At 65.9% G+C, this 21191-nt stretch carries 21 protein-coding genes; 6 read left to right on the plus strand and 15 right to left on the minus strand.

Going from position 1 to position 21191, the window contains the following annotated elements; translation table 11 throughout:
* Positions 1 to 17: 17 nt before the first annotated feature.
* The 6 genes from ACQZ13_RS12820 to ACQZ13_RS12845 all read right to left on the minus strand — a co-directional run bounded on the left by ACQZ13_RS12820 (position 18) and on the right by ACQZ13_RS12845 (position 6734).
* On the minus strand, positions 18 to 1469 hold the full coding sequence (locus ACQZ13_RS12820; RefSeq protein ID WP_431052448.1) for an aspartate aminotransferase family protein: 1452 nt from the start codon (positions 1467 to 1469) through the stop codon (positions 18 to 20).
* Positions 1469 to 2131 (minus strand): class II aldolase/adducin family protein, encoded by a 663-nt coding sequence (locus tag ACQZ13_RS12825; RefSeq protein ID WP_431052450.1) that lies wholly within the window; start codon positions 2129 to 2131, stop codon positions 1469 to 1471. The genes ACQZ13_RS12820 and ACQZ13_RS12825 overlap by 1 nt, the downstream gene beginning before the upstream one ends.
* On the minus strand, positions 2128 to 3825 hold the full coding sequence (locus ACQZ13_RS12830; protein ID WP_431052452.1) for a xylulokinase: 1698 nt from the start codon (positions 3823 to 3825) through the stop codon (positions 2128 to 2130). Before ACQZ13_RS12830 ends, ACQZ13_RS12825 begins: the two co-directional genes overlap by 4 nt.
* Positions 3825 to 4751: a TorF family putative porin gene (locus ACQZ13_RS12835; protein ID WP_431052454.1), complete on the minus strand. Its 927-nt coding sequence runs from the start codon at positions 4749 to 4751 to the stop codon at positions 3825 to 3827. The genes ACQZ13_RS12830 and ACQZ13_RS12835 overlap by 1 nt, the downstream gene beginning before the upstream one ends.
* A gap of 38 nt (positions 4752 to 4789) precedes the next feature.
* Positions 4790 to 5155 (minus strand): DUF2147 domain-containing protein, encoded by a 366-nt coding sequence (locus ACQZ13_RS12840; protein WP_431052456.1) that lies wholly within the window; start codon positions 5153 to 5155, stop codon positions 4790 to 4792.
* A 394-nt stretch (positions 5156 to 5549) separates the two neighbouring features.
* Positions 5550 to 6734, minus strand: coding sequence for an MFS transporter (locus ACQZ13_RS12845; RefSeq protein ID WP_431052458.1), 1185 nt, complete (start codon positions 6732 to 6734; stop codon positions 5550 to 5552).
* A gap of 134 nt (positions 6735 to 6868) precedes the next feature.
* On the opposite strand from ACQZ13_RS12845, the gene ACQZ13_RS12850 reads away from it, so the two are divergent.
* Positions 6869 to 7630, plus strand: coding sequence for a TetR/AcrR family transcriptional regulator (locus ACQZ13_RS12850; protein ID WP_431052460.1), 762 nt, complete (start codon positions 6869 to 6871; stop codon positions 7628 to 7630).
* Positions 7631 to 7737: 107 nt separating this feature from the next.
* Here the strand turns inward: ACQZ13_RS12850 and ACQZ13_RS12855 are convergent, their stop codons facing one another.
* Positions 7738 to 8265, minus strand: coding sequence for a hypothetical protein (locus ACQZ13_RS12855; protein WP_431052462.1), 528 nt, complete (start codon positions 8263 to 8265; stop codon positions 7738 to 7740).
* A gap of 11 nt (positions 8266 to 8276) precedes the next feature.
* Entirely contained in the window at positions 8277 to 9002 is a 726-nt protein-coding gene (locus tag ACQZ13_RS12860) for a hypothetical protein (protein WP_431052464.1), read from the minus strand.
* Positions 9003 to 9535: 533 nt separating this feature from the next.
* Here ACQZ13_RS12860 and ACQZ13_RS12865 point away from each other — a divergent pair.
* The 3 genes from ACQZ13_RS12865 (at position 9536) to ACQZ13_RS12875 (ending at position 11463) form a co-directional block, all read left to right on the plus strand.
* Positions 9536 to 10735, plus strand: a complete 1200-nt coding sequence (locus tag ACQZ13_RS12865; protein ID WP_431052466.1) for a DUF3667 domain-containing protein — start codon at positions 9536 to 9538, stop codon at positions 10733 to 10735.
* Positions 10736 to 10740: 5 nt separating this feature from the next.
* Positions 10741 to 11052: a hypothetical protein gene (locus ACQZ13_RS12870; RefSeq protein ID WP_431052468.1), complete on the plus strand. Its 312-nt coding sequence runs from the start codon at positions 10741 to 10743 to the stop codon at positions 11050 to 11052.
* 93 nt (positions 11053 to 11145) lie between these two features.
* Positions 11146 to 11463 (plus strand): hypothetical protein, encoded by a 318-nt coding sequence (locus ACQZ13_RS12875; protein ID WP_088406695.1) that lies wholly within the window; start codon positions 11146 to 11148, stop codon positions 11461 to 11463.
* Between the two features lie 149 nt (positions 11464 to 11612).
* Here the strand turns inward: ACQZ13_RS12875 and ACQZ13_RS12880 are convergent, their stop codons facing one another.
* The 3 genes from ACQZ13_RS12880 to ACQZ13_RS12890 form a co-directional block, all read right to left on the minus strand.
* Positions 11613 to 12254, minus strand: coding sequence for a hypothetical protein (locus tag ACQZ13_RS12880; protein WP_431052470.1), 642 nt, complete (start codon positions 12252 to 12254; stop codon positions 11613 to 11615).
* A gap of 170 nt (positions 12255 to 12424) precedes the next feature.
* On the minus strand, positions 12425 to 14149 hold the full coding sequence (locus tag ACQZ13_RS12885; RefSeq protein WP_431052472.1) for a hypothetical protein: 1725 nt from the start codon (positions 14147 to 14149) through the stop codon (positions 12425 to 12427).
* A 319-nt stretch (positions 14150 to 14468) separates the two neighbouring features.
* On the minus strand, positions 14469 to 14867 hold the full coding sequence (locus tag ACQZ13_RS12890) for a hypothetical protein (protein WP_431052474.1): 399 nt from the start codon (positions 14865 to 14867) through the stop codon (positions 14469 to 14471).
* A 438-nt stretch (positions 14868 to 15305) separates the two neighbouring features.
* Here ACQZ13_RS12890 and ACQZ13_RS12895 point away from each other — a divergent pair, with 438 nt between their 5' ends.
* Both ACQZ13_RS12895 and ACQZ13_RS12900 read left to right on the plus strand, forming a co-directional pair.
* Positions 15306 to 16979, plus strand: coding sequence for a hypothetical protein (locus ACQZ13_RS12895; protein WP_431052476.1), 1674 nt, complete (start codon positions 15306 to 15308; stop codon positions 16977 to 16979).
* 395 nt (positions 16980 to 17374) lie between these two features.
* A complete protein-coding gene (locus ACQZ13_RS12900) occupies positions 17375 to 17758 on the plus strand; it encodes a hypothetical protein (protein ID WP_431052478.1) in 384 nt (127 codons plus the stop codon).
* Positions 17759 to 17890: 132 nt separating this feature from the next.
* Here ACQZ13_RS12900 and ACQZ13_RS12905 read toward each other — a convergent pair whose 3' ends face one another.
* From ACQZ13_RS12905 to ACQZ13_RS12920, 4 genes are all read right to left on the minus strand, one after another.
* A complete protein-coding gene (locus ACQZ13_RS12905; protein ID WP_431052480.1) occupies positions 17891 to 18460 on the minus strand; it encodes an NIF family HAD-type phosphatase in 570 nt (189 codons plus the stop codon).
* Between the two features lie 58 nt (positions 18461 to 18518).
* Positions 18519 to 19646 (minus strand): hypothetical protein, encoded by a 1128-nt coding sequence (locus ACQZ13_RS12910; protein ID WP_431052482.1) that lies wholly within the window; start codon positions 19644 to 19646, stop codon positions 18519 to 18521.
* 2 nt (positions 19647 to 19648) lie between these two features.
* A complete protein-coding gene (locus ACQZ13_RS12915; RefSeq protein WP_431052484.1) occupies positions 19649 to 20173 on the minus strand; it encodes a hypothetical protein in 525 nt (174 codons plus the stop codon).
* Positions 20174 to 20574: 401 nt separating this feature from the next.
* The gene (locus ACQZ13_RS12920) at positions 20575 to 21075 is read right to left on the minus strand and encodes a PEP-CTERM sorting domain-containing protein (protein ID WP_431052486.1); all 501 of its coding nucleotides are present in this window, start codon (positions 21073 to 21075) and stop codon (positions 20575 to 20577) included.
* Positions 21076 to 21191 lie beyond the last annotated feature (116 nt).

Here is a 21191-nt window from a genome sequence, read left to right on the forward strand (position 1 = left end):
GCTCTCGACGGCCGCGTTCACACCAGCGCCATCACATCGTCGAAGCGGTTCAGCGCATCGTCGATGACGTCGTCCGTATCGGCCAGGCTCGTGTAGAGCCGGCTGCCCGCCACCGAGATTAGCCCGTGCGCGGTGAACGCCGCGCCCATCTCCTCCATCATGTGCTTGCGGCGCTTCGCCTCATCCTTGACGCGGATGAGCTTCCACAGGCTGCTGGTGTCGAGCAGCAGCACGCCCGAGGTCTGCAGATGCACGATGGAGCCGAGGTTGTAGGCGACATAGGGCAGGCCGCGTCGCCGGATGATCTCGTCCAGACCTTCGCGCAGCCGCTCGCCGGCGCGGCCGGCCACCGCCGGCGCGTCGGTGCGCTCCACCTCCAGCAGCGAGTGGTAGCCCGCCACGCAGCTCAGCGGATTCGCCGACAGGGTTCCGCCGACGAAAGCCCGCCGCGAGGTCGTCCCGATCCCGCCGACCAGCGACATCATGATCTCCCGCTTGCCCCCGATCGCGCCCGCCATCGGGTATCCGCCGGTCAGGCACTTCCCGAGCACCGTCAGGTCGGGCGTCACGCCGAAGTAGCCCTGCGCGCCGCCCATGCCGGTGCGAAAACCCGTCACCACCTCGTCGAAGATCAGCAGCGCGCCGAACTCGTCGCAGAGCGCGCGGACCTGCGCGTTGAACTCGCGATGCACGGGCCGCGTGCCGCTCTCCGGCCCGAAGGGCTCCAGCAGCACCGCCGCCGTGCCGCCGCGCAGGCGGTTCCAGCGCAGCAGTCGTCGCAACGCCTCGGGATCGTTGGGCAGGCACTCCTGCGTGTTCGCCGTCGCGCCGCGCGGAATGCCGATCGCCTCCATGCGGCCGGTCTTGGGCAGGCGCATCCCGTAGACGAGCTGATCGCTCCAGCCGTGATACGCGCCGCCGATCTTGATGACGCGCTGGCGCTTCGTGAACGTGCGGGCCAGCCGCACCGCGCCCATCACCGCTTCCGTGCCGGAGCCCAGCATCCGCAGCATCTCCACGCCGGGCATGTGGCGGCAGACAAGCTCGGCGAGCTTGACCTCGTATTCGTGCAGCAGGCCGGTGACCGGGCCGCAGTCGTCGAGCAGCGCCTTCACCGCCGCGCGCACCGCGGGCGGGTTGCTGCCGAGCAGCGTCGGTCCACCGGCCTGCAGGAAGTCGATGTAGCGGTTGCCGTCGATGTCGGTGAGAAACGCGCCCTCGGCCCTTGTGATCGCGAGCGGGAACGGATGGTTGAAGGCGAGGTTGTGCTGCACGCCGCCGGGAATCACGGTGGCGGCCTGCTCCGCGAGGCGCTTGGAGCCGGCGCAGTGGTCGTCGAACCAGCGCAGGACCTTGGGCATCGCGTCCGGCCGGATCGGTCGCATCGGCTGGTTGACGAGTTCGGCGAAGCGCTCGTAGAGCGCGTGGGTGTCGGGCCAGGAGGGCAGGGCGGAGGCAGTCGTCGACATCACGGTCTCTTGGGATGAAGCAGCAGATCACGCACGGGGACGAGGCGATCCAGAAGGCCAGGCTCGCGGCGGGCGCGTTCGTCGATGCGCGCGGCGAGCAGATCGCGGGCAAGGGTTTCGAGGCGCTCGACGGCGTCCAGCGCGGTGGCGCTGTCCGCGGCGCAGCAGAGGATGCCATGGTTGCGCAGGAGATAGGCCTGCCGGTCAGGTCGGACGGCCTTGGCGAGCTTGCTCGCGAGCCACGAGGTCCCCGAAGGCGCATAGCCGACGACGGGCACTTCGGCGCCTAGCCAGCGACTATGCACCTCCGGCACGATCAGCGGCTGGCCGATCAGCGCGCAGGCGCTCGCCAGCGGCTGGTGCGTGTGGATGCTGCAGCCGACGTCTGGCCGCGCGCGCAGCACGCGTGCATGGAGGCCGGTTTCGACGGAGGGCTTGCGTTCACCGTGGCTCTCGTCGTCGACCACTGTGAGATCGGCCAGTCGCAGTACGCAGACATCCTCGGGCCGCATGATGAGGTAGTCCGTGGCCGACGGCGTCACGGCGACGAGCTCATCGTCGATGCGCAGCATCAGGTTGCCGCCCGTGCCGGCGAAGTAGCCGCACTCGGACAGGCGCAGGCAGAGGTCCACCACGTGTCGGCGCGCGATCTCGTGCTTCATGTCGCGGCTCCTTTCGCCGGGCCGGCCGCCGCGCCCGTCGCCAGGCCTGTCACCGCGCCCGGCGCGGGCACGCGATTGAGTCGGTGGTACAGCGGCGCCAGACGCTCGCGGATCTCTTTGAACGCCTCGAACTTGTCGCCGTAGAGCCTGCTCAGTGCGATGGTGGGTTCGTAGAGGCGGCGTGTGCGGCGCAATGTCGGCAGATCGTCGAAGCGCAGCGCGCCGGTGCCGATGCCGGCGAGGAAGGTCGCCCCGATCGCATTCGCCTGGATCGGGTGCTCCAACTGCCGGATGGGCTGGCCGGTGACGTCCGCGAGGATCTGGCACCAGACGTCGCTCTGCGCGCCGCCACCCACCGCCGCGATCGTGCCGGGCGAGCGCCCGAGCAGCCGCGCGAAGGGCTCCATCATCCAGCGTGTGTTCAGCGCGACACCCTCCAGGAACGCGCGGAAGATGTCCTCCCGCGAATGTTCCAGCGAGAGGTTGATCAGCCCCGCGCGAAGCAGCGGATCATCCACCGGCGTGCGTTCGCCGAAGAGCCACGGCGTGTAGATCAGCCCGCGCGCGCCGGGTGGCACGCGGGCGGCGATCTTGTTGAGCAGCTCGTAGACGGCGGGGTGTTCCTCGTCGGAAGCCAGCTCGTCGGGGTGGTAGAGGATGCGATCGCGCAGGAAGGACAGGTTGGCGCCGGCCGTCGATTGCAGCGCGAGCGCGAGATAGCGCTGATCGACCGCGCAGGGCACCGCGGCGATCTTGTGGCGGACGTCGGTCCGCATCGTCGGCACGTGCGCGCCCAGCCACGAGGAGGTGCCGAGGTAGAGATGCGTCTCGAAGTCCGGCACCGCCGCGCCGACCGCGACGGCGGAGGTGTCGACCGCGCCGGCCACGACCGGCGTGGAGGTAGACAGTCCCAGCGCTGCAGCGACTTCGGGCAGCAACGGTCCCAGCACGTCGGTGGAGCGCACGAGCGGCGGCAGCTTGGCGGCGTCGAGCCCGAGAGAACGGATCAGTCCGTCGTCATAGCGGATGCGCGAGGGATCGCGGTTGTCCGTGACCCAGCTGGTGAGGATGGAATCCTGCGTCGCGCAGATGCGGCCGCAGAGCCGGTAGTTCAGGTAGTCGAGCGCGTTGAGGAAGCAACGCGTGGCGTCGTGCACGGCGGGCTGCTCATCGCGGATGAAGGCCATGTGGCCGGCGGCGTCGCGTCCACTGAGCGACGGCGCACCGCCGGTGAGCCGCAGCCAGCGCCAGAGCTTGAGCGGCGCGTAGCCCTCGATGTTGAGCCAGCGTCCGCGCAGGCGGCGTCGGATCGCCGCCGCGCCGCGCGCGTCCAGCCAGCTGAAGGCCGGCCCGATTGCGCGTCCGTCGTGACCGAGGCAGACGGTCACCTCGGTCTGCGTCGAGCAGCACACCGCCGCGACGCGCGACCGCCTCGCTGGATCGGGCGCGAGCACTTCACCGGCGGCGTCGAGCAAGGCCTGCCACCAGGCTTGCGGATCCTGCTCCGCCCGCGCGCCGTCGATGTGCAGCGCCACGGGGCGGAAGGCCCAGGCCACGACATCGCCGCCCAGCGTCACCAGCGCGCACTTGCAGCCGCTGGTGCCGAGGTCCACCGCGAGCACCAGCGGCGCGGCGGTCGAGGAGAACTCATGCGACGACGCGGAAGGGGCTGGCGCGGTGGCCGACGACGTCATCAGAACTTGCGCGACACCGACACCACGACGGTGTTGTTGTCCTGGCGCTTCCAGCCGTCGCCGTCGGGGATCATGAAGAGCTCGGGTCGATGGGTGCTCGTGGCGACCCATTCGGCGGTGAAGTTGAGTCCCCAGCGCACGTGGGTGACGCCGATCGAATAGTCGCTGAAGTCGGCCTCCTTGAAGTGGCGGATCTTCTGCGTGCCGGCGTGCAGGTTGAGCGTGGTGGTGGGCGTGAGCGGATGGCGGTAGGTCAGGTCGTAGAGCAGGCTGCCGCGCGAGTTCTGGTCGCCGCGCGCGTAGCACTCCAGCGCCGGCGTGGGATCGACGGCGGCGACGAGGATCTGGCCGCAGACGCCGCCGGTGTCCGCGCCGCGGTAGGTGCGCGAGAGCACGTTGAGGATGCGTCCTTCGAGCTTGCCCCAGCCGATCTCCAGCACGGCGTAGGCGGTGTCGTAGCGGGTGCGGCGGAAGTCGACGGGCACGCCGGCCTCCATGTCGATGCCGTGCGGGGCGTCGAACTTCGCGCCGGGGAAGAACTCCTTGGCCAGGCCCACGCCGAAGTGCCAGCCGTCGGGATCGCCGAAGCGGTAGCCGGTGCCCAGCAGCAGGTTGACCCCGTCGCCGTCGGTGAAAGCCTTCTTGCTGACGGTGGACAACTGCGCCAGGCCGATGATCCCGGACTCATGCGCGAGCTGCACGCCCAGCTGCAGCGAGGGCTTGCGGCCGGAGTCCGACACGCCGCGGTTGCGCAGGTCGGAGAGCAGCTTCACTTCGGTCTCTATGCCCATGGTGGCGGTGCCGCTCTCGTCGGCGTGCGCGGCCAGAGGGGCGAGGGCAGCGACAGCGACGGCGCACAGCGCCACACGGGGCGCCAGCGAGGACAGCGAAGCGGTCAGGGATAGTGCTGGAGTCTTGCGGGTCATCTCGTGTCTCCTCGTTCTGGTGTTCGGGGCATGCGCGCTCAGGACTTGCAGGCCGGCGTGGCGGGCAGTTCCGCGACGCGCTTCATCTGCTCGGTCTGGCCGAGGATCTCGGTCCCGATGTAGGCGCGGATGTAGAGATCGCCGCTCTTCACGCGCAGCGCGCCCTTGTATTTCTTCCTGTCGCGCGGGTCGAAGACCCAGCCGTCGCGCCAGGCCTCGTTCTCGTAGCGGTCCAGCTGCGCGATCTGGATGCCGCAGGTGTCGTTCGCCTTGCCGGCGTCCTTGTCCCAGACGATGCGGCCGCACAGGGCGGTGGGCTTGTCGTCGCAGGGCTTGAACTCGATGACCGCGCCGCCGTCGGCGCTCAGCCACCGGCCCTTGGCGTCGTCCGGGCCGATGGCCATCGCCAGTCTTTGCACGAACGCTGTGAACAGCGTGACGCCGAGAGCGGCGATCGCGGTTCGGCGAGAAAGGGCGGGTCTAGCAGCCATCGCGTCCTCTCCGGAGGGACGTGCCCTCGCGTCAATTGGATAGTGATGGCTATGGTATAGCGATGACTATCGAATTTGATTTGCGGAGAAACCCTGTCCGAAGTTCTAGCTCTGCGGTAGAGCCCGCGCGCTGCGCGCGCCCCTCACCCCCACCCTCTCCCGCAGCGCGGGAGAGGGAGTGAGAATGCACTGAGCTGACCGTACGGCTCCTTCTTCCGCTTGCGCAGGCGTGGTCATGCCCACGCCCTTCTTACTCCCTCTCCCGCTTGCGGGAGAGGGCAGGGGTGAGGGCCAGCAGCCGGTGCAGTCAGCCAGCCTCTTGCCGGATGGACGAGCGCGTCAACGGCAGCGCGAGGATCGCGGCCGCTGCGAAGCCGGCGGCCACGAGCGGCACCGGCGCGACCTCCTCGCCGGTGACGACCAGCGAGGCCATGAGCGGCCCGAACGCGCTGCCAAAGAGCTGGGCGGCTGGCACCAGCGACGCGACGCGCCCGCTGCCGTCGACGCGGAAGGCGAGCGCCATCTGGAAGGGCAGCATGAACAGCCAGGTGAAGGTGAACAGTCCGCAGAGCGCGGCGAAGGCGGTGGTGCCGCCTTGCTCTGTGCGCGCGATGCCGAGCGCGCAGAGCCCGAGCACGACCGCGCATCCCAGCAGCACGGGACGCACCGGCAGGCGGCGCACGAGCCAGGTCCCCACGCTGCCGCCGACCACCTGCATCCCGAGTCCGGCGGCGATCAGCGTCTGGACGGCGAGCGGCGAGAAACCGGCGCGTGTGCCGAGCGGCTCCGCATAGGCCCACAGCGCGCCGAGCGTGGCGAGCTGGAGGAATACGACCAGCAAGGTGCCGACTCGAGGCCGCGTCCAGCGCATACCGATGCCGGCCTGGCTCGCGGTTGGCGTGAGCGGACCGAGCGGCCGCGCGAAGAGGAGGGCGAGCAGGGCGGCCGCGCCGCAGAGTCCGGCCAGCACGGCGAAGCCGCCCGGCCAACCGTGCGAGGGAATCACGAGATGCGCGAGCGCCAGCCCGAGCACCGACTGCGCGAGCGTCTGCACCACGAAGAAAAGCCCGGCAAGGCGCTCCGGCACGGCGGCGCGGACGATGACGGCGGTGGTGCTCCAGATCATCAGGCCCTCGGCGACGCCGGCGCCGGCGCGCACGAGCCCGAGCGCCAGATCGCCCGCAACCCGCATGGTGACGAGGTTCAGCGCCGCCGCGGCGAGCGCGGCCACGACGGTGACAGACCGGAGCGCGTGCACCCGCAGCGCGAGGTCACCGATCAGCACGCCGAGGCCCAGGGCCACGATCTCGCCCATCGCCACCAGCCCGACGCCTTCGAGCGTCACATGGCCGGCTTCGAGCAGCGCGCCCAGCAGCAGGGGCTGGAGGCCGAGCATCAGCAACGCCACCGAGCCGACGGCGATCGCCAGCACCTGCGCGCCGCGCGTGCTGGTCGAGGCGGGCGCAGGAACCGTGAAAGGAAGTGTGCTCATCTCGGCGCAAACCATGCGTTGGAAGATGAGCGGAGATCTTATAGTCATGGCTATCTTTCCGGGGGGCTCGCCAACCCTGGAAGAATCCCGCAGTGCCTACGCCCGTTCATGCCGGTTCACACCGGTTCATGCCCATGCCCCAGACGCGCCGCAAGACTTCCGACCTCGCCTTGGATTCCTCGCCGGATTCCACGACAGAGCTCGCGCCGACCTCCGGGTCCGCGCGCGGGTCCCTGCCGGAGACCTCGACGGAGTCCTTGCCTGACGTGGCGGCTCCGCCGTCCCTGGCGGGGAAGAAGCTGCCGGCTCAGCAGCGCGCCACGGAGACCTACGAGCGCATCCTCGAAGCGGCGGCGCAGACCTTGATCGAGGTGGGCGTCGAGCGGCTCTCCACCAACCTGGTGTGCATGCGCGCGGGGCTGTCGCCGCCGGCGCTGTACCGCTACTTCCCCAACAAGTACGCACTGCTCTATGAGCTCGGCCAGCGCCTGATGCAGCGCCAGAACGAGTGCGTGGCCAAGCGCATGTCGGTGGAGGTGATCCGGGGCGGCGTGCCCGCGCTGGAGGAGGCGCTGGCGGAGCTGCTGCTCGACACCTACGCAGCCACGCGCGACACGCCGGCGGGCGTGTGGATCATGCGGGCGATGCGGGCCGTGCCCGCGTTGCAGGAAGTGCGGCTGGCCTCGCACGCGGCGGTGACGGAGGCGCAGACGCGCCTGCTGGTGAAGGCGCTGCCGGGCGCGAAGCGCGCGGAGCTCAAGCTCGCGAGCCGGATCGTCGTCGAGCTGATCTACGCGACGGTCGAGATGCTCTTCGACGAGAGCCTCAAGCCCAAGGAGGTCGCGCGCATCGCGGCGGGGATGATGGCGAGCCACTTGGCGAAGGTGATGCGCTGAGGCGTTGCCGCGCTGATGCGCTGATGCGCTGATGCGCTGATGCGCTGATACGCAGAAGGCCTGGGAGGCCGAAGGATTCTCGGGACGAGCCTTCCACCTGCCTGTCGTTATCGGCAGACCTCTTCGATCCACTCGCGGGAACCGGGCTTCAAAGGGATCAGCCGTTGACCCTGTGCGCCGTCGGCGGCGAGGCAGAACTTGGCCCCGTAGCCATGCGTCGGATCGGACGGATCCGACGGGCGGCCGTTCAGATAGACCAGATAGACGCGGTCGGGCTGCAGCGGTGCCGGCGGCGTGCTGGTCTCCGCGCCGGGCGGCGTCTGTCCGTAGGCGATGCAGCTGGCGTTCGACATCGGCGCGCCCTGGGCAGGATCCACGCCCATCGACCACACCTTGGCCACCGGCTTGGAGGACGCATCGGAGACGATCACCGCCTGCAGTCTCACGCCGGGATCGCGCTTCACTTCCTTGGCGGTGAGCGTGAAACAGGGCTTGCCGCCTTCCATGCGGACCTCGGCCTCGCCGCGGCGGGACGTGGCGCAGGCCGAGCAGATCCAGGCGGACAGCGCGAGCAGGAGCATCGGCTTCAGAGGCTTCAGCGTCTTCATCGACTTCATCGACTTCATGGACGTCATGGGCTCCGGGCTCAGGGCAGGTTGGCCTTGTCGGCGGGATTGGCGATGAAGGATTTGAGCACCTCTTCGAAGAGGGGCAGGCTCTTGGCGTATTGCCGCTGGCTCATGGCATCGGGCGAAGCCAGGTGCTTGAGCGCGAAGTAGTCGGCGAGCAGGTCGCCCTGGGCTTCCATGTTGTAGTCCCCGAGGGTCTGGCCGGATTTCAACTCGTACTTGTAGGACAGGCCGATCCGGATCGCGCCGCGCAGGCGGACCCAGTAGCCGAGCTGGTGTTGCCACACGTGGACCATCTCGTGCATGAACCAGTGCTTGTCGCCGTCCTCGCCCTGGGAGAAGTCTTCCTTGAAGTAGGCCTTGTTGAAGTACATCTCGCCGTTGGGCGTCATGGCGGTGTCGTCGGGCTGCAGGCCGAAGGGCAGGTACTCGTCCTTGTGGACCTTGATGACGGTGTAGTCGAGCGCGTCCTTGAAGAGCAGGCGCGCCATCGCGATCTCGCCGGCGGTGAGGGCGCGGGCTTCGCCGTCGGGCGTGGCGATGGGCTTCTGCGGCGCGGGGACGTACGGGGCGCTGGCGGGCGGGGTGAAGTCGGCGGCGACGAGGATCCAGTTGTCGCCGGCGGACGCGTCCAAGCCCACGGGGCCGGGGCGCGGCGAGTCGCCGAGCCACTTTGTGCCCGGATCGGACATCAGCCGGGCGACGTCCAACCCGAGAGGACCAGGAACGGCGGCACGTGCCATGTGAAGCTCCCTGCAGGGCGCCGCGGAGAAGTCCGGCGGCGAGCGGCCCATGTTGCCGGGTTGGCGGGGAGGGCGCAAATGACTCTTGGCCAAACGCGGCAGTGAGGTGAAGCGGAGGTGCGGGACGTCAGTGACAGGTGCAGGCGGCAGGGGTGCCCCGTCGGGATGTGTCCCGGGCTGCCTCATCGGGGTCAGGCGCCCAGGTACCTTGCCGCGGCAGACATTGCTTCGCGCAGGCCGCCTGTTGCTCCTCAGGGGAGGGACGGATGGCGATCAGCAGTGCGGTGAAGCCGACCACCGCTGAGGCGATCAGCCACGAGGTGATCCTCTTCTTTCTCGCTGACGGCATGACATCTCCGGAGGTCAGGGGCAGTGGCGAGTATCACCGTGCCGCCGAGGGCCGGGGAGCGAGGCCGTCGAGGCGGGTCGACGGCAGGTCGACGGCGGGTTTTGCCGACCATCCGAGTTGAGGTGCGGAAGAGATACTTCGCGCCGTGGCCGCGAGTCGCGGCGCTCGTCGGGGTAGGGGAGTCATGAGTATCCAAGTCGAGGCGGCCGGCGAGATGCTGGCGGGCGCCGCCGTTGCTCAGGAGATCGCCGGCGGCAACGGGGCAGGGGCGGAGGCCGATGCCTCCAAGCATGCGCACGGGGCCTGCGCCAACTGCGCCGCGCCGCTGCAAGGCGCGTTCTGCCACCGCTGCGGCCAGGCCGCCCACGTCCACCGCTCGCTGGCGCATCTGGTGGAGGAGTTCCTCCACGGCATTCTTCACTTCGAGACCAAGGCCTGGCGCACCTTGCCGATGCTGATGCTGAGGCCGGGCAAGCTGACCCGCGAGTACATCGACGGCCGACGCGTCCGTTACGTCTCGCCGCTGGCGCTGCTGCTGTTCCTGCTCTTCGTGATGTTCCTCGTGTTCTCGCTGACCAGCCCGACCGTGACGGTGGGGGGAAGTCTGAACTCGGCTCAGCTCGACAAGCTGGACCAGACGTTGGAGGCCAGTCGCGCAAAGCTGGGCGAACTGGAGGCGCAACTGGCCGCATTGCCGGCGAGTGATGCGTCGCGCCGCCGCGTCGAGTCGGCTATTGCCGAGCAACGGATGGAGGTCGCGGGGATCGAGCAGGCGCAGCTGTTCCTGGACCCTCAGCAGGCCGCGAAGAATCCCGAGGCCGCGCGGGCCGCCGCGCAGCAGGTGCGCGCCTCGCTCGCGCGGTATCTGCCGTGGCTGTCCGCGCCCGGCATCGACGGCAGGATCGACCGCGCGCTGAGCAAGGCGGAAGGGCCGATGCTGCAGATCGAAGGCACGTCAGGGATGCCGGTCTTCGAGCGCAAGCTCAAGCATGCGATGGAGAACAAGGAACTCGCGCTCTACAAGATCAAGGGCGCGGCGGCCAAGTTCGCGTTCCTGCTGATGCCGATCTCGCTGCCGTTCCTGTGGCTGCTGCTGGTGACGCGGCGGCGATTCGGCATGTTCGACCATGCGGTGTTCTCGCTGTACTCGCTGTCGGCGATGGCGTTGCTGATGAGCGCGGTGGCGATCTGCGGGTACTTCGGGTTCGCGGGCGTGGCGGTCCTGCTGGCGATGGTGGTGCCGCCGATGCATATGTTCGCGCAGTTGCGCGGGACGTATGCGCTCGGTGTTGGTGCTGCGACGTGGCGCACGGTGGCGTTGCTCTTCATCGCAGGGGGAGCGATCCTCGTCTACAGCCTGATGATCGTGCTGGTGAGCATGTGACGGCGATGACGCACCTGCAAGTGCTGCTCGTTTCGACGATCGCTTGGTGGCTCGCGCCGGTGGCGACCGCCCTTGAATACCGGTCGCGCAATCATCCTGGCGGGGTCTCGATCTTCCCGGCACCGTTCATGCCATTTGTGTTCTGGGGGCTGGCGTATGTCTTTCATCGGGCTCATCTGCAGTCAGGCGTGACTGCGATGGGCGTTCTGCACCTTCCGTTCCTGGCTTGGATGATCGGCAGCATGGCCCTCTCGGGGTGGATCATCTATCGCGAAGGCAAGGCCAAATCCATGCGGAGGCAAGATGGCGAAGGTTGAAGTCGGATTCGCTTTTCGACTCTCGCAGCGAAGGCAGTTCGTGATCGCGTGCGAGATCGTGGAAGGCACGTTGGCCGTCGGAGTGCGCGACGAATGAGCATCGACGTCGGGAGGATCACGCGACTTCTCACGATGCACGCCCACCTGCGATCTGCGGCCGGTTACCTGGGCATGCCCACTCCCCAGCACATTCCGGAGCAAGTGCAATTGGCGCAGACATTGGAGCTGCTATCGGAGCCTGCGCTGATCGCGTGGATGACCGAGCTCGCTCAAACGGGCGCCGCGGGGAAACCGAAGGCAGCGTTCTGGCGAATCCTTGAGCAGGCGGCTGAGGTGGTGGGGTTGCAGGAGCGGGCGGTTGAATACCGTGCTCAGTTCTTGAGAGTGGTCGCGGCCAAGGATGGTGGGTGAGGACGGGATGCTCCTCGTCCGGCCGAATCAGTGTCGACCGCTTCAGGCTGAAAGCGGACGTCGGATCCTCGCGCCGGATCCGAGCCCTCCAGCGCCAGTTTGGCGCGTGAGCGCTTGGCGCCCCATACTGCTTCCCGTCCACGCCTCTCCTAACGACTCATCGGCGGAGTGGGCTCCCGCGGATCACTCTGCCCGGCGCCTGGGGCGTCGCAGCGCGGAAGGTCTGTGTCCAATGCACTTGCTCGGCGTTGTGTTGCAAGTTCCAAGTAGCGCTTGAACGTCATGAGTCGATAGCGGATCACTGGAGACCCCGAGGGGACAGGCATCCGTTTTGGCTTCACGCCATTCACCATTCCTGTACCAACGCCCCAACCGTTGTTTTCCATGGCCACAGCCGATGCATCACTCCATGAAGACCAACTGTCGGAATCAACATGCTTTGGCGGATCGAACAGAAAAGGGTCGCTGCGGATGCCGTCAACCTTCATCAACCAGACCAGGATAGCGCGAAGTTCCTTTGGCTTCGCAGTGTAGAACTCGAACACCGGCTGCTCTGTACTCGTGTGGCCAGTGGCCTTCTGGCCTTCACTCAGAACGGAGTAAGGCGTGACGACACTTACTCCGATGTGCTGGCGAAACTCGGGGCTCAGCCCCCCGGGCACACAGACCTGAGCGATGACCTGTACCTCTTCGGAAACCGGTGACGCATTCATTGATCTGCGGCCGGACGGATGCGCACATCCTGCCAGCGCTACGACAACGCCGAGCGCAAGCGTGGTCGGCAGTTTCATGCCTCAAACCTCGAAGAGCGTTGAAAACCCGATGGTAGGCCCTTAATGGCTGCTTCCGCTGCAAAGCGGATGTCGGTTTCTGGCTGAGGCTGTATGCGCCGCTGCAGAACCGGACGTTCGGCGTCTTGCTGGGTCTCCGGCCCGGATCCGCCAGCGGCGCAGCACTGGTGTCAGTCATCGAAGTCTTCGAACGGCCCTTCACGCGTATCCCAGTCTTTCCCTTCGCGGGCAACGGCTGCATCCTTCGGAGAAATCGCTTCCAGCGACGGCAGCAACTCCTTGAAGGTTTCCTTGCACAGGTCCAGTCGATAGATCCGGTCGTCGATCTGGCTGAATTCGCTGTATTGCGCGATCCGTTTCAGCGCCAGTCCCGCGTCCTCCGGAAACGCTCGCGCTTTGCCCGCGAATTCATGTCGAAACAGAAGGTGGTGTTTGCGGATCAGGCTTTCATGCGGCGCATTGCGGATCAGGCTGCCGCGATCCCGCAGCGATCGCTCCGGGTGGTCGGTCGAACGCCGCGCGACCAGTTCGTCCAAGCCCGCGTCGACGATCCGGTATATCGTGTGGTCGGCTGGCGCCGGCAGGCGCCAGTTCCGTCCGCTCAACATCGAATCGTCCAGCCGCTCTACGGTGTTCTCGAGAAATTCGATGAGCGAAGAGCCGCCGGCAAAAGGCAGACCGTCGGTTTTGCTCAGAAGCTCCTGCGCGCGTCGACCCAGCCAGGCAACGGCCTGCAGGCCGAGCGCGCTGTCGGCGGGCTCGTACAGGGCGACGTTCATCCACCCATTGACTTCAAGATGCCGGTCCGCCGGCGCCAAGTTCCGCAGCAGCTCGGCCGTCCGTCGCGGCAGCAGGGGCCAGTAGGACTTCGATGGGTCGCCGTCGCGGAACAGAGCACGCAATGCCGACAAGGCCGCGTTCGGTGACAACGCGCCGTCGGCCAGCACCCACTCGGCGAGCGTCTCGCCCGCCTCATCAAGAATGCGCCGAATGTCTCGTGCAGCATCGTCTTCCGTGGCGGCCCGCTCGACGGTGGACCTGCTGCTGAACAGCGATCGTTGCATCAGCGTGGCCGCGGCTTCCGGCCGAGAGACAAACAGCGCCGTCGCCAGTTCCTGGCTCAGCATCGGTTCCCCGAACAGATCCATGTCACTCAAGGGATAGGCCGTCGTGTTCTGATCGCTCATCTCGTCGTAGGCCGTACCTGCACCAGCGGGATCTTCCTGGATACGCGCCAGCAGCAGATGCCACCTCAACAGTCCCAGGTCGCGTGGGCGGTGAAGGGGCGTCGAGAACTCCGTCGACCACTGCGAGCAGCGCAGCAGCGCGGCGAGCCGATTGGCAGCCGGAGACCTGCGGTCCCTCGCGCATTCAGCAGTGAGCGCGACCAACCCCTTCGCGAAGTCGGAATCGGGACCACCCCGTGGGTGTCCGACGCCCACATGCAACGGGAGCGTCCGCAGCACGTGGACGGCGCCCATCGCCGCCTCGGGGGAAGCCTCGCGCAACGCTGCCTGGACATGCCGGAAAAATCGCTCCTGGGCGAACCTGCTGCGGCGTGCTTCCCATCGGTCGATCAGGTCGCCGATGGTCGCCAAGCCACGAACGAGCGCGCCCGGCGGCTTTTCCGCCTCCTGCTTGAGCGCCAGCCGCAGCAGCGGGAGGAATATCTCAGCGCTGCGGATCCGCTGGGCGCGGCTGAACACATTAGGACGCGTGAGCAGTTCCGGATCGTTCCGCTCGTACCAACGCGCCCACGCGACGAGCAGGTGCTGCTCCTGCGGCGTGCAGGCGGTGAAGAGGCGATCTCGCCGGGCAATGAAGGTGTCGCGTTCATTGCCGGCCAGTTCGCGGCGCGGAAGGAAGGCGAAGGGCGGTAGTTTTGGCTGGGACAAGGGCGAGGGGATCGGTGATGGACGGGCGCCTTGCGCGGCGTCTCTCTCTATTGTTATCGGGTCCCGGACGGAAGCCACTTCCCACCTGCCGCGGTCGATGCCGTGCAGTGCTCACACCAGATCTGTCGGGGCCAGCACCAGCCCCTCCTTGCCTCGAAAAATGACGCCTAGAGTCCCCGCGATGGCGTCGAAGCTGTCCGATTCGGGATGGCACGCAATCGTGTACTCCAAGTGCCCGTCGAGCGACCGAGCCGCCGAGCTATCCACGCGCACGCAAGGGAAAGGGGAGATTGTGAGCGTGACACCTTTGCCGGCCGGGTCACGGTCGGCAACCCAGGAACTCACGCGAGGTCAAGGCTTCCTCCCACTTCATCTCCTCCTTCGCCTTCACTGCAAGCGAACGGATCAGACTCCAGGAGTCGCCCGTGAAGATCTGGGAATCGAAGCAATCGCATGGCACGTCCAAGGCGGCTTGAATCCGGTCGAGCGACGCCATCAGCGATGGCGGATAGAGCGCCTCGCAGTGCCACTCGTAGTCTTCCCTGGACGACCGGTAGGCCGATGCCAATTCGCAGTATGGGCATCCGGAGTACAGGTTGGCCTGAATCTCCGCCGGGGACGCCAGCGCTTCCAGGATGTCGCCCAGGCGGAAATACGCCTGCAGCCGCCGCGGCTCGTCGAAGTTGTCCCACTCCCAGAGAACGCTGAAGAGATCCATGAGATGGCCGCAGTGGCGTGAATCGAACTTCGTGGATCTTAGTGGCCGGCGACTCCGTCCTCGACATTGGGCGTAACAGTCCGGCCAGCAGGCAAGTCCTGGCCCTCTCCATCACCGCGAGAAGCGCAGCACCGACCTCGTCGGGCAACACGGTGAAAGGGTTGCTGCGCAAAGGGCCGGGAATGCCAGGAATGCTGGGGGTGGTGGAGCGCGCGATGGACTGAAGCACGAGGGGAGGGGCCCTTTGAATGCCTCAGTCGCAAATGCTGAGGCGGAAATCAGCTCCCTGCTGATTCCAGAAGCGCCTGCCGTCGACCTATTGTGTTCCGGCAGTTCGGCATCCGTGTCAACTCTCCGAGGAGTCGCATCGTGGCAATCCAACCGACCTTTCCTCCCTCCCACCTCATCGCACCGAGATGGCAGCGCCTGACAGCCGGCGTGCTCGCCTGTTGTCTTTCAATCGCGCTGCCGCCGGCCGCCCACGCCCAGGCGAAGAAGCCCAACAGCATCGACTATTCGATGTACTTCCTGGCCGACGTGCGCGACAACGAGCATTGCGCGATGACGGTCGACCGGGACGGCAAGTGGTCCGTCGACCCGCGCGTCAGCAATCCGGCGATCACCTGCCCCGACATGACGTCGTGGCGCCTCTTCGCCACGGTGGTGCGCGACAAGTTCTGGAGTGACTGGGCCGATGAGGCGCAGAACTGGCCGCAGGAGCCCTGGCCGCTGTGCTCGGCCACGGTCACCACCGGTTGCTGCGCACCCAACTCGCCGAAGAACGACCCGGCCCACTGCCCCATCTTCCCCGGCAACGCCGCCCGCGGCTCGGTCAACGCCTTGAAGGCCACCATTCCCACACACCGCACCGGCCGCCCCGCGCTGACGCAACACCTGCAGGCGCTGGAGAACCCGGACGACCTGGACAAGATGGTGGCCAACCTGAAGCTGTCGCAGCTGCGGGCGTCGCAGGCGGCCGAGACGCCCGAGTGCCCGGCCTCGGTGCTGAAGCAACTGGTGCCCAAGACCTACGAAAGCATCGGCCGGGTGGTCCGCCAGACCAATTCGGAGGTCACCATCCGCAACCGCGCCTTCCACGAGTACCTGTTTGCGAACAACCTCTACAACAGCGACGGGGTCGCGGCCGTCTTCACGGCCAATGACGCCAACCAGAGGAAGAACGCCCCGTACGCCGCGGACAGTCGCTCGGCCGGCCAGGGCCAGCCCGCCAGGCTCAGCAAGATCGATTTCCCGTCGGACGCGATCATGATCAAGAGCAATTGGCTGTACGAGGGCATTGCGCGCGAGCTGGGCATCAGCAACTCGACGGACAAGCCGTTCATCACGCAGAAGATGACGACGGCGGTGGAGTACACCCAGAAGGGTGCGCCGAAGGTGAATTGCCGGCTGACCGGCACCCATTACCTGATGGCGTTCCACATCTCGTCCAAGGACATCCCGAACTGGGTGTGGACGACCTTCGAGCACATCGCGATGCCCGGCCGGTGCGACTACATCGGCTGCAACGACTCCTATGGCTACCGTTCCACCGACCCCTTGCCGGCAGGCGTGGCCCGCAACTACGTGGCGCCGCACGTGAAGTCGGACGATCTGGTGATGTCGAGGTCCAAAGTGTTCGATACCGACAAGCTGTATCCGGTGGAAGCGGTCAACCCCGGGCTGGACCAGGTGTTCAAGAGCCTGGGCATCGGCACGACCCGCAGCGCCGACAAGGATCAGCCGGCGGTGGCGGACCTGGCCTGGCGCAGCTACCGGCTGAAGGGATCACAGGTGGAGTTCACCAACCCGATGGGCCGCGAGACCTTGCTGGGCAATTCCATCACCGAGGCGGGCTTCATGAACCGCGTGAGCTGCGCCACCTGCCACGCCCGCGCCGGCATCCACCTCGACCAGGGCAAGGCGAACTTCCTCCGCCTGAGCGTGTTCAGCAAGAACCTGTCGGAGTACGGCTACGCACAGAGCGTGCACGGCACGCCCAACCCGGCGTGGTTCCACAACGACAACGGCATCGGCACGCTGGATGTGTTGCAGGTCGACTTCGTGTGGGGGTTCCTCAATGCCAGTCCGGTGGTGACGAAGGCGGGGCCTTGAACGATAGGCGTCCTCGCAGTCGCCACGGCGCCGGGCCGAGGCGACTCCAGTCCGATCTGGCAAGGCCTGACCCTCCAAAGTGGGAGCCCATCCCCCGCATTCCCTCTAAGGAATGAATCGCCAGAAGTCTTTGATATGGATCAAAGATCGAAGCCCCGATCGGACGCAGCATGGATCCCGGTGTTTCAAAAGCGCCGTGCAATTCCGGCGCCGATCCTGCGATCGGTGTCCGCGTCCCTGATGTCTCGATCAAGGGGCGAGATGGGCCTCTCCGCGAGGACGGCCATCACGTCATTGCCGTGCTTTTGACATCTCGCCCACCTCTCCGCTCGATCCGATGGCATGTCGCCTTCAACGTCGGAGCCGGTGGCTGCCAACCTTGAGTGAGGTACGACATGGCTAGCTTCCAACAAGCACGCATCGACGAGTCCGACAAGCCGATGCGTTCTCGGCATCCTCTGGCGGGCTGCGATCAGCAGACGCTGATCAGCCTGCAGCACGGCTGGGGCATGACCGAGCCGCAGATCTTCGGGCCGCGTTTGGGCTCCGATGCCATCTGCCTGCGGGCGGATCTGACGACCGGCTCCGCACTGGCCAATCTGCGCGCTCTGCTGGTGAGCGGCGCGTCGATGCTGTCCCTGCTCGCCGACAACACCGCCGAGTGCGATCCGGCCAAGCACGTGGCTACCGCCGTCAAGGAGTCCCTGCGCGAAGCGCTCGGGATGCTCGGCGTGGTGGAGCGCGCCGTGGATGAGGATCTGAGGAAGGTGGTGGCTTGAGCGCGAGTGCTGCGGCGGCGAGGTGACAGCCATGGCTGAGCACCTCGCATCTAGGGCCAATGCTCAGGCATGCAGAGACAGGTCACGCTGGCGCGGCGAGGATGTCCACCTCGCCTCGATGTATCCAGGTCTTCAGGCTTGCCCGATTCCGACATCGGAGGAAAGCTCTGCTCTGGTCCGCCACCCTCGCTTCTCGACGGTCCGCACGTTCGGTTCGGGCAGAAGAGAGCGCAAGTACGTCGCCAGCAATGGCAGTTCCTTGTCATCCGGACTGCCGAGAAACTCACTGACCGTCACCAGATTCCCATAGCTTCGCGCGTACTTGGACGGCGTGTCGTCCACGGCAATGATGGAACTCATTGCGTAGCCTTGCCGCTTGAGCTTGCTGAGGTTCTTGATGGTCGTGTAGTTCCCGGTCGTCCAATCGCGCGCGGTGGTGCAGCGCTGGCTCGACCACACGAACTTCAAGTCGCCCGGTTTGAACAGCTGCTCAAGGACAGCCTCTGCGTAGATCTCCCCGGACGCCGTCCACACGGCCACATCAAAGTCCTTCAGCACTGCCGCGAGGAACGTCGACAGATGTGGCCGCCGGTACACGAAGTACGGGCCGACGCGGAAATCCTCCGGATGCTCAAGCTCAATCTCCGTCGCGTGGACGAGCGTTTCGTCGAGGTCCAGAACAAGGAGCTTTCTAGGCGACATACAAGCGAGCTTGTGATCCGAGAAGAGGAGAGGGCTACCGCTTAGAAAACCAGATCTTTCAGGGAGCAAGTTGGATGTCGACGTAGCGCAGCACTCCGGACTTGCCGCGAATTGCCGTAAGCAGCACCTTCTTGTTGACCATCGGACCAATGACGTCGTCGACCGTTTGGGCAACGCCTTGCACTTCGACTTGTTTTCCCTTTTCGAGCTCGACCTTCAGCCAATCCTTGTCGAGGTCAAGCGCTCGAAGCACGCCAAGAAACTCCGCCGGCGCTTCGCCGGCTGCTGCGTCCGCGACGGGGCGTTCGGACCGAATGACTTGATCAAGCTTTGGCCGAGTCGATTGGTCCAGGGCCACATCAACGCCTTCTCGGTCCTTGGACTTGATGACGAGGGACTCGAACTCGTCACCTGTAGGAGTCAGGTTGCGAAGCAGCTTTCTGAAGGTGCCGCGGTAGTCGTCCTCCGGAATGAGGGCTCGGCTCGCATCGCCGTCCGTATCCGTTGAGAGCGTGACGACCACATCCAAGAACTTCTTGGCGATATCCGCAGCCTCCATCTGTGCCGGCGTCACCCAGTCTTCTTGATCACTGACCTTGACCGCGACCGAGAACTGGAAGCTGCCGGCAGGTTCCTGCACAAGCCATGGCTGGAAGGTACCGGTAATGTCCTTGGTGGGGCTGCCGTGGCGCCTCAAAGGCTTCTTCCACTGCCATTCGATCACCCGGTAAAACATTGACTGCAGCGTCTTGACCTTCTCGACGACCAGGTCGAGCGGAGCGGCTCCACGGAGTACCTCGCCACCTTTCACCGACACGGTCACAGAGCCGGGAAGGAACTGGCCCTGCATCCGAGTTTTTTCTCGCTCGGCGTACAAGGTCAGGAGCAGGTCGTCGAGCTGTGCTCGCGCAGATCCGACGATCTCCGGCAAGGCGAGGTACTGGTGCGCCAACGCCATTGACCTTTCAAAGCTGCGCGCCTTGTAGTACAGCGCCACGGCGCTGACGGCTGTGATCCCCAGAGTTCGAGGCTTGGAGCGGCCCAGCATCGCAAGCGCTGCCTCCTCTGCCTCTGCCGCCTGTCGGAAGACGACCTCGGCCGTAGCTTGTTCTCCGAAGCGGACATGCTCATGCGCCTTTGCGGCGAGAGCCTCGCTCTCTCGGTGATGGGTGAGCCAGTCCGTCATGACTACGCCCGCTCAACGAGTATCAGTCGCTGCTTGAAGCCGACGACGGCCGCCAGCGCTGGCTCGCTGCCGCTGCCTTGCCGGGTTTGCTCTTGCTTCTGCTTGAGGCGAGCTCGGCACGTCGCGGCCGTCCCGCCGTCGGTGCCCGAGACCTCCAGACGTAAGGCTTCTTCGAAGTCCTCTGGAGCGGTGCCAAGCGGTGCAACGTAGTAGTCAGCCCCGGTCTTCGTCTCGGCGCGGCCGATTGCGACCAAGCCCTCGACTTCTTCGACCGCAGCAAACGCCATGACGTACGCGCCGTCACGGACCGCGTCGTCTTGGTTGTTGTATGAGCGCCGCTGCATGTCCTCGATCGGCTGCCAGGCGACCTGGAACAGCGTCGTTTCTCCCTTGGTAGAGACTTCAAAGTTCACTGGAGGCCGATGATGCGCCTCCAGTCGAACCTTGGCGGCGTTCGCATATCCCTGCAACTGCGCAGGGTCGATGGGATGTCGTTCGGCCAGTTGTTCAAACCGTAGCTTCTTCATTTTCAGCTCCCCCGCAGTAGCACTGTAACGCGAGCCGCCGCACTGCAGGACCGATGGGGAAGCGATCAATCGGATCTGATCGCTCTGCACGCCCATCGACCTCAGAGTCCTTGAGGACGCTAGCCCGAGACAAGAGATGTCGGGGCAGAGGGTGAACTGACAAGCCCTGACCCTCAAAGGTGGGAGGCCATCCCCGCCTTCCCTCCAAGGAACGAATCACCGGAAGTTTTTGATATGGATCAAAGTTCGAAGTCCCGATCGGACGCAGCATGGACCCCGGTGTGTCAAAAGCGCCGTGCAATTCCGGCGCCGATCCTGCGATCGGTGTCCGCGTCCCTGATGTCTCGAATGAAAAAACCGGCCTCAAAGGCCGGTCTCATTCAATCAATGACTGCTGAGTCTCAAACGCGTCTGCGACGAGCCGCTCCCACCGCGCCCAGCGCCATCACAGCCAGCGCGATGCTCGCCGGCTCGGGCACATCCGCCGCGTCCACGGAGGCAATCGTCAACGTGCCGTGCTGGTCACTTCCGAACAGCACCGTTTCGAAGGTGCCGAACTGAGAGAACACCCCAGCGTCGAAGTAGTAGAAGATCGTCGTGGAGTTGTCGGGCATGAAGCCCACGGTGTCGTATCCGGACATGGACAGGAAACCTTGCGAGGCACCGCAGGTCCCCGTCGAGGACGTGCAGGAGTCCAGACTCGCCAGCGGGATGTGGTCAGGCGTGCTGATGAACGTGGGCACCGTGAAGGTGAACGCGCCCGTGCCAAAACCGTTGTATGAGGAATTGGCAGTGAAGCTGTAGACCACGTCCGCGTGGGCGGCTCCGCCCCACATCAACATCGCAGCACCCGCAAGGAAGCCGGCAAGCGCCTGGCCAAACGTTCGAACTTTTCGTTGCATGGCGACTCTCCAAGAAAATCGTCACGCGCGCATTTCCTGTGCCAGTTTCAAAAGATACAGGGAAGAATTTCGGCGAATCAACGCGATGGATCGCTTTTGCAATCCCTAGCTCGAAG

Source organism: Roseateles sp. L2-2 (genome assembly GCF_050613215.1).
GTDB lineage: Bacteria > Pseudomonadota > Gammaproteobacteria > Burkholderiales > Burkholderiaceae_C > Roseateles > Roseateles noduli.